A 7282-nucleotide genomic window follows, 5' to 3' on the forward strand; every position below is an offset into this window, starting at 1 on the left:
CTGCTAAGAGTCATTTAAAAGGATAAGAGCTTGGATATTATCCAAACTCTTTGTCATCCATCTTGTTAGAGCTCAACAGTTGCTACGGCTGTTTTAGCTGCTAATTTACCTGTTTTATCAAGAGTGACACTCTTGATTTCAGCAGTATTGGTGAAGGCAACAATAATAGTTGTCTCACGTTCTGCTGTCTTGATCGCATCAAGGTCAGCCACTAAAAGCAGATCTCCCGCCTCTACACGTTGACCATCAGCCACCTTAGCTGAGAATGGTGCACCATTGAGAGCCACTGTATCAAGTCCCACGTGTACCAAGACCTCAAGACCATTATCTGTCAATAAGCCTAGAGCGTGTTTTGTTGGAAAGACGCTAGTCACAAGACCTGAAACAGGAGAATAAACATTTCCATTTTCAGGCTCAACGGCAAACCCATCACCCATCATCTTTTGTGAAAAGACTGGATCTTTGACATCCGTAATCGGAATAACCTCACCATCTGAGACAGAGACCACTGTGTCAGTCACACCTTTAAATGGACTAGCCGCTACTGCCTTGTCTTCTACTTGCTCAAGGTCAATACTTGGAATATCAGCACCAGAATCTAGCAAGTCTTGAATGTCTGATTTAAGGACATCTGCCTTAGGACCATAGACAGCTTGTACTCCAGAACCTTTAATAATAAGCCCCATAGCACCTGCACGCTTCCAGGCCTCTTCACTACCAACTTTATTAACATCATTGACAGTAACACGTAAACGTGTCATACAAGCATCCACATCAGCGATATTACCTTTTCCACCAAGAAGATTGATAATTGTTACGACTTGTGAATTGACAGGCATGTCAATACCTGCAGTTGCTGTATCTGTCGTTACATCAGAATCATCGTAGTTACCATTACGCCCTGATGTTGCCAAGTTAAATTTCTTAATCATGAAGTTTGTGATAAAGTACATCACAACAGCAAATAAGAAGGTCACCCAAATAAAGTTTAACACATCCCATAACAGACCAGCTTTAATCGCCATAGGAACACGTGTCAAGAACTCAATGTTACCAAATGAGTGAACACGTAAATGAACAAGGTCAGCCATAGCAAAGGCAGCCCCTTGCACGACAGCATAAACAAGGTAAAGTGGTAGGGCTGCAAACATAAACATATACTCAATAGGCTCAGTAACACCTGTCAAGAACGTCGCTACTGCTGCAGACAAGAACATTGATTTATATTTACGCTTTTTATCATCGTCAACATTACGATACATCGCAAGCGTAAGTCCCATAAGGATACCAGAAGCACCAATCATTTGACCCACTTTAAAGCGAGCTGGTGTCACAGTATTTAAAAGATCATTGTAGGCTGCTGTATCACCAGCACCTTTGAGATTAATAAGGTCAGTTACCCAAGCCAACCAAAGAGGGTCTTGCCCTAGTACTTGTGTGCCCTGAGCAGCACCTGTCAACACCTCATAAGTACCACCAAGTTGCGTATAGTTCATCGGAATAGTCAACATATGGTGGAGTCCAAATGGCAATAAGAGACGCTCCAAAGTACCATAAAGAAATGGCGCAAGGAATGGTGCTGTATCTTGAGAGCTTGCAATCCACATACCAAAGCCATTGATACCAGCTTGGATAAGTGGCCAAACAATCGCAAGAATCAATGCTACGATAGTCGCACGTAAAATAACAACAAAAGGAACGAAACGCTTGCCGTTAAAGAAGGATAGCGCATCTGGCAATTTACGGAAATTGTAGTATTTATTGTAAGCTGTTGCGCCCACAAAACCTGAGATGATCCCTACAAAAACACCCATGTTAAGTGCAGGCTGACCAAGCACATTGACAAAATAGTCAGATACATGCATGGCTCCACCAAAGACATTGTGAACAGTCCCTTCACCTGATGTGATTTGATCAACACTGACACCATAGAAATGCCCTGTGATCAAGTTAATCAAAATAAAGGCGATACCTGCTGCAAAAGCACCTCCTGAACGCTCTTTTGCCCAGCTTCCCCCGATGGCAAGCGCAAAGAGAAGATGTAGATTGTTAATGATTCCCCAACCAATTTGAGCGATGATGTTACCAACTGTCGATAGGATAGTTGAATCAGCGTTAATCAATGGCAGAGAATTACCGATACTTACCATTAGACCAGCCGCCGGCATAACTGCGATAACAACCATCAAGGCTTTACCGAACTTTTGCCAAAACTCAAAGCTGGTCAAATTCTTGAACAACTGTTTCATATTAAAACTCCTTTAAAGATTGCTAGTTAGTGCAACCGTTTGCATTTGTACTTTTATTGTATCACATTTTTTGGATTTGTAAACCTTTTCTGTACATTTTTTACGCTATTTTTTAATTTTTTGTCATTTATAGACAGTTGTTTGGCTAATCAAAAAAGCTCTCATTTGAGAGCTTTTACATCTAATCTTCTAATTCTAAGGCATAACTAAACGCCGATAAAGCATACAGAGGAGCTGTTTCTGTGCGTAAAATACGAGGTCCAAGCCCCACCATTTTACCACCTAAGTTAGCCAATTGGTCAATTTCTTGTTCAGATAAACCACCTTCTGGACCAAAGACAATCACAACACGGCTACCTTTTTTGAGGTGCGCCAAGGTCTCTTTCAACTGATGACGCTCTCCTTCTTTAGCGGATTCTTCATAAGCAACTAGTAGCACATCTGCTTGTTTTACAGCCTCAAAAAAACGCTCTTTTTGCCCAAATAATTGCACTTTAGGCAATCGATTGCGCTTACTTTGCTCTGCTGCTCCTAACACAATTTTAGCTAATTTGTCTGCTTTTTTAGCTAATTTTTTATGATCCCACTTAACCACAGACCAATCTGCAGGATAAGCCCACAATTCAGCCATTCCCAACTCTGTTGCCTTTTGTGCCACAAACTCAAGCTTATCGCCTTTAGGAAATCCCATAGCGATGCTAACGTGCACAGGCAACTCTTTGTTGTCCTCTAAAGGCTCTAAAATCTCAAAGCTCTGCTCTTGGCTATTCAAAACCTTCGCTAAGCGCTTAATGCCATCTTCAAAGACCAAGATAAGCTCATCTCCACCTTTTAAACGCATCACTTGAAACATATGCTTGGCTGTCGCTTTGTCTGTCACAACAAAAGGGCTATGAGGCTCACCTGTTACAAAATACTGCTGCATACTAGCCCCCTATAACACCTGAGATGTCATCTGTTTTCTTAAGAACTAAGGTATGCCACTCTCCTTGTATCATATGAGTCTCAAGGAAAAAGCCTGCCTGAGTAGCTGAATGAAGAACCATATCTAGCTTTTGCTCAATAATCCCAGACAAAATCAGATACCCTTCGTCATTAACCAAACGGTAAGCATCCTCTGTTAGATGGATTAAAATATCTGCCAAGATATTAGCTACAATAACGTCTGCTTTGACACTCACACCCCTTAGCAAATCACCTACACCTACGTGGATATTAGCCATATTAGCATTGAGGTTGATATTGTCTTTAGCCACGCGCACTGCCACATCATCTAAGTCATAAGCATAGATACGACTAGCACCAAGAAGTGAGCTAGCAATAGAGAGGACACCAGAACCTGTCCCTACATCAATGACCGTCTCGCCACCACGAAGGACTTGCTCAAGAGCAAATAAACTCATCTTGGTAGTCGGATGCGTCCCTGTACCAAATGCCATCCCAGGATCTAACTTAATAAGTTTCTCACCATCATTTGCCTCATAATCTGTCCAACTTGGCACAATCGTAAGATCACGTGTGATCCGAGCAGGCTCGTAATATTTTTTCCAATTTTCAGCCCAGTCTTCTTCTGCCAGATCCTTATGGGCTATACGTACAGATGTGCCATCCAAAACATCATCCCACTGAGACACACGCATAAGCACCGCTTCTTCTAGGCTAGTGATATTGACCGTCTCAGGATAATAGGCCGTCACCGCAATAATATCAGATTGCTCTTTAGCAGGTAATATCTCACCAAAAGGATTATCATCTCTGACATAGTCCGCCGAGTCTTCAATCGAGACTCCTTGCGCCCCAAGCTCAATCAAAAGGTTAGAAATCAGCTCCTCACCTTCTCTTACGACCTCTACTGTTAATTCTTGCCACATTTCCATGAATCACCTCATTTTATATTGCATCATACGGCTTACACTAATACCTAGGATAAGGATAAAAATCTGTCTCAACTAGCTTAGAGCGTCCTTGCTCAAAAGTCGCCTCGTCCCACACTAATGTAAACTCTTCTGCCGTCTCATCTTCTAAAAAATCAATAATATCAGAAATACCTTCTTGCGCTAAATCGTTTAAGGTAGTTGCTAGATAAGCTAAAAACTCTCGTGAAAAACCTTTTTTCTGTTCATAAGGAAAAGCCACCAAATAATCGTCCTTAGCAAAATGGGACTTACTAGGATTATAAAATAGGATAAATTCTTCAAGCGCAACGACATCATCCTCAATCCCTACCTCAAGAATAAAACTCAATTCCACAGCATGATTTTTCTTATCCCAATTGATTTCATAATCATACTCAAACACCTTGTCCATCTCTTCTTCTAAAACAGACAAAAAACCAAAAGCTGCCATCACATACTCTCTTTCTATCTCATAATGCATGTCACACTACTCTATTCTAGCATAATTTTGGTACAATATTAGAAAGAAAATAATATAAGGAAACCAAACCCATATGAAAAACTTACAGCAGCTAACACAAGCAGAGCGAGAACATATCGTCATGTCTGAAATTATCAAAAGCCTCAACTACCTAGGAGGTCTCGCTACCAAAAAAGATATCTATGATTCCTTAAAAATAAATAGCCAGACTATCGACAAAGATTATATCATCTATACCAAACAATCTCAGAAAACGAAACAATACTATAAGCCTTTTGAATTCGATTTTAACTTTGCTATGAGAGCTCTTATCAATGCTAAACTCGTTGTCAAACCTGCACGAGCTACATTTGCCTTGACTGAGTTGGGAACAACGATAAGTTCTTCACCTCAGTTGGAATACTACTTAACAAAACTATCCACTCCTCCTCTTAGTAGCATCGAAAAAGAGACTTCACAAATCGATCAAGATACACATACCACGTGGCAAACTCAACTCCTAAATGCTCTTAAACAATTTTCCCCTGCTAAATTCGAACAATTTTCCCGCCTACTCATACACAAAATGGGAGTTGCCATGGATGAAAAAATAGGTGTACAAATCTCAAACGATGGGGGATTAGATGGATTTGGATATATTACCAGTCAAGATGACTTCCGTACTAATCGTGTCGCCATTCAAGCTAAAAAGTGGGAAAATCCAGTATCCTCACCAGAGATAGATAAATTTAGAGGGGCAATGGATAAATATAATGCAGAATACGGTATTTTTATTACCACTTCTACTTTTTCACAACAAGCCATCAAAAACTCACGGCAAGGAAGCCGTGTGATTACCCTAATTGATGGGGACAAAATATGTGAACTTGTTGAGAAGTATGAATTGTATATCGAAAAAATTGTCACTTACGAGCTTGGAGACTATTACTTAAAACCATGATTACAGAAAGGAGCCACTATGCCAGATAATCTCGCGCTTCGCATGCGTCCGACTAATATTGATGATATCATTGGACAAGAGCATCTTGTCGGAGAGGGAAAAATCATCCGCCGTATGGTCGAAGCCAATCGTTTATCTTCGATGATTTTATATGGTCCACCTGGGATAGGCAAAACCAGTATTGCCTCGGCTATTGCTGGTACTAGTAAATATGCTTTTAGAACTTTTAATGCAACCATAGACAGCAAAAAAAGACTGCAAGAAATCGCTGAGGAGGCTCATTTTTCTGGAGGATTGGTCCTTCTTTTAGATGAGATTCATCGCCTAGATAAGACCAAACAAGATTTTCTCCTACCACTTCTTGAAAGCGGGCGTATCATCATGATAGGCGCTACTACTGAAAATCCTTTTTTCTCAGTCACACCCGCTATTAGAAGTCGTGTCCAGATTTTTGAATTAGAACCGCTATCCACCTCAGATGTCAAAAAAGCGCTGAAACTTGCTATCTCAGACAAAGAACGTGGTTTTCCCTATACCGTCATACTAGACGATGATGCGCTGGATTTTATCGCGAATGCAACCAATGGTGATTTGCGCTCTGCCTTTAATTCACTTGATTTAGCTGTATTATCCACAAAAGAAGACGACAAACAAGAGCGCCATATTACACTTGATAGTGTGCAAAATAGCCTTCAAAAAAGCTACATTACCATGGATAAGGACGGAGATGCCCACTATGATGTCCTCTCAGCCCTACAAAAGTCTATCCGAGGTTCTGATGTCAATGCCAGTCTTCACTATGCAGCACGACTTATCGAAGCAGGAGACTTACAAAGCCTATCTAGACGTCTTATCGTCATCGCTTACGAAGACATCGGTCTTGCCAACCCTGATGCTCAACTCCATACTGTAACTGCCCTTGAGGCTGCAAAATCGATTGGATTTCCAGAAGCGAGAATCCTCATCGCGAATATCGTCATCGACCTTGCTCTCTCACCAAAATCAAACTCAGCTTATAAGGCTATGGATAAAGCACTCGGTGACCTTCGGACAAAAGGTAATCTTCCTATTCCTAGACATCTACGCGATGGGCATTATTCAGGGAGTAAAGACCTTGGAAATGCTATCAACTATAAATACCCTCATGACTATCCTGAAAAATGGGTCAACCAACAATACCTTCCTGATAAGCTGATTGGCACCAACTATTTTGAACCCAACCAGACTGGAAAATACGAAAGAGCCCTCGCTAACACAAAACAAGCTATTGATAAGCTCTCTCAGACAACAGACCCTAAGTCTTAATACTTTTTAAGAGAATTTGATGATTATCCCTTGAAATTTCTCCAAAAAGTGGTATCATAGAAACATAGAAATCTGCTGTGGCATACGAATTCACATCGAGTGTTGACCGACTATTCTTTGTATTTTCGGGAAACAGAAGTCTTCTAGCTAGCATGCAAGCCGTTTCACGCGGAAGCAGCTGAAGCTAGAGCGAGTTGCCCACCTGCTTATCTTGTGCGGGTTCAATACAAAACGTGAATCACGGTGCCAATACAGCACTCAGCCTCCTTAGCTCAGTTGGTAGAGCAGTGGACTCTTAATCCATGGGTCGCAGGTTCGAGCCCTGCAGGGGGCATTTATAACACCCTTTAAAGCCTCTGAACTGCACCCCAAAAGTTAGACATAAAATCTAACAATTGGGGTGCTTTTCTTA

Annotated in this window: 6 protein-coding genes and 1 tRNA gene; 3 read left to right on the forward strand and 4 right to left on the reverse strand. The window is 41.2% G+C overall.

Features of this window, described 5'->3' with window-relative positions:
- Nucleotides 1-65: 65 nt before the first annotated feature.
- From ACLN19_RS05605 to ACLN19_RS05620, 4 genes are all read right to left on the reverse strand, one after another.
- Nucleotides 66-2249, reverse strand: a complete 2184-nt coding sequence (locus ACLN19_RS05605) for a PTS transporter subunit IIBC (protein ID WP_413384172.1) — start codon at nucleotides 2247-2249, stop codon at nucleotides 66-68.
- 181 nt (nucleotides 2250-2430) lie between these two features.
- Nucleotides 2431-3174: a 16S rRNA (uracil(1498)-N(3))-methyltransferase gene (locus ACLN19_RS05610; protein ID WP_413384174.1), complete on the reverse strand. Its 744-nt coding sequence runs from the start codon at nucleotides 3172-3174 to the stop codon at nucleotides 2431-2433.
- A 1-nt stretch (nucleotide 3175) separates the two neighbouring features.
- Entirely contained in the window at nucleotides 3176-4126 is a 951-nt protein-coding gene (prmA, locus tag ACLN19_RS05615; protein ID WP_413384176.1) for a 50S ribosomal protein L11 methyltransferase, read from the reverse strand.
- Nucleotides 4127-4163: 37 nt separating this feature from the next.
- Nucleotides 4164-4595, reverse strand: coding sequence for a DUF3013 family protein (locus ACLN19_RS05620; protein WP_413384184.1), 432 nt, complete (start codon nucleotides 4593-4595; stop codon nucleotides 4164-4166).
- A 103-nt stretch (nucleotides 4596-4698) separates the two neighbouring features.
- On the opposite strand from ACLN19_RS05620, the gene ACLN19_RS05625 reads away from it, so the two are divergent.
- From ACLN19_RS05625 to ACLN19_RS05635, 3 genes are all read left to right on the forward strand, one after another.
- The gene (locus tag ACLN19_RS05625) at nucleotides 4699-5565 is read left to right on the forward strand and encodes a restriction endonuclease (protein ID WP_413384178.1); all 867 of its coding nucleotides are present in this window, start codon (nucleotides 4699-4701) and stop codon (nucleotides 5563-5565) included.
- 18 nt (nucleotides 5566-5583) lie between these two features.
- On the forward strand, nucleotides 5584-6870 hold the full coding sequence (locus ACLN19_RS05630; RefSeq protein ID WP_413384180.1) for a replication-associated recombination protein A: 1287 nt from the start codon (nucleotides 5584-5586) through the stop codon (nucleotides 6868-6870).
- Nucleotides 6871-7131: 261 nt separating this feature from the next.
- Nucleotides 7132-7204 (forward strand) — tRNA-Lys (locus ACLN19_RS05635).
- Nucleotides 7205-7282 lie beyond the last annotated feature (78 nt).

The organism is Streptococcus lishijunsis, assembly GCF_047290665.1.
GTDB lineage: Bacteria > Bacillota > Bacilli > Lactobacillales > Streptococcaceae > Streptococcus.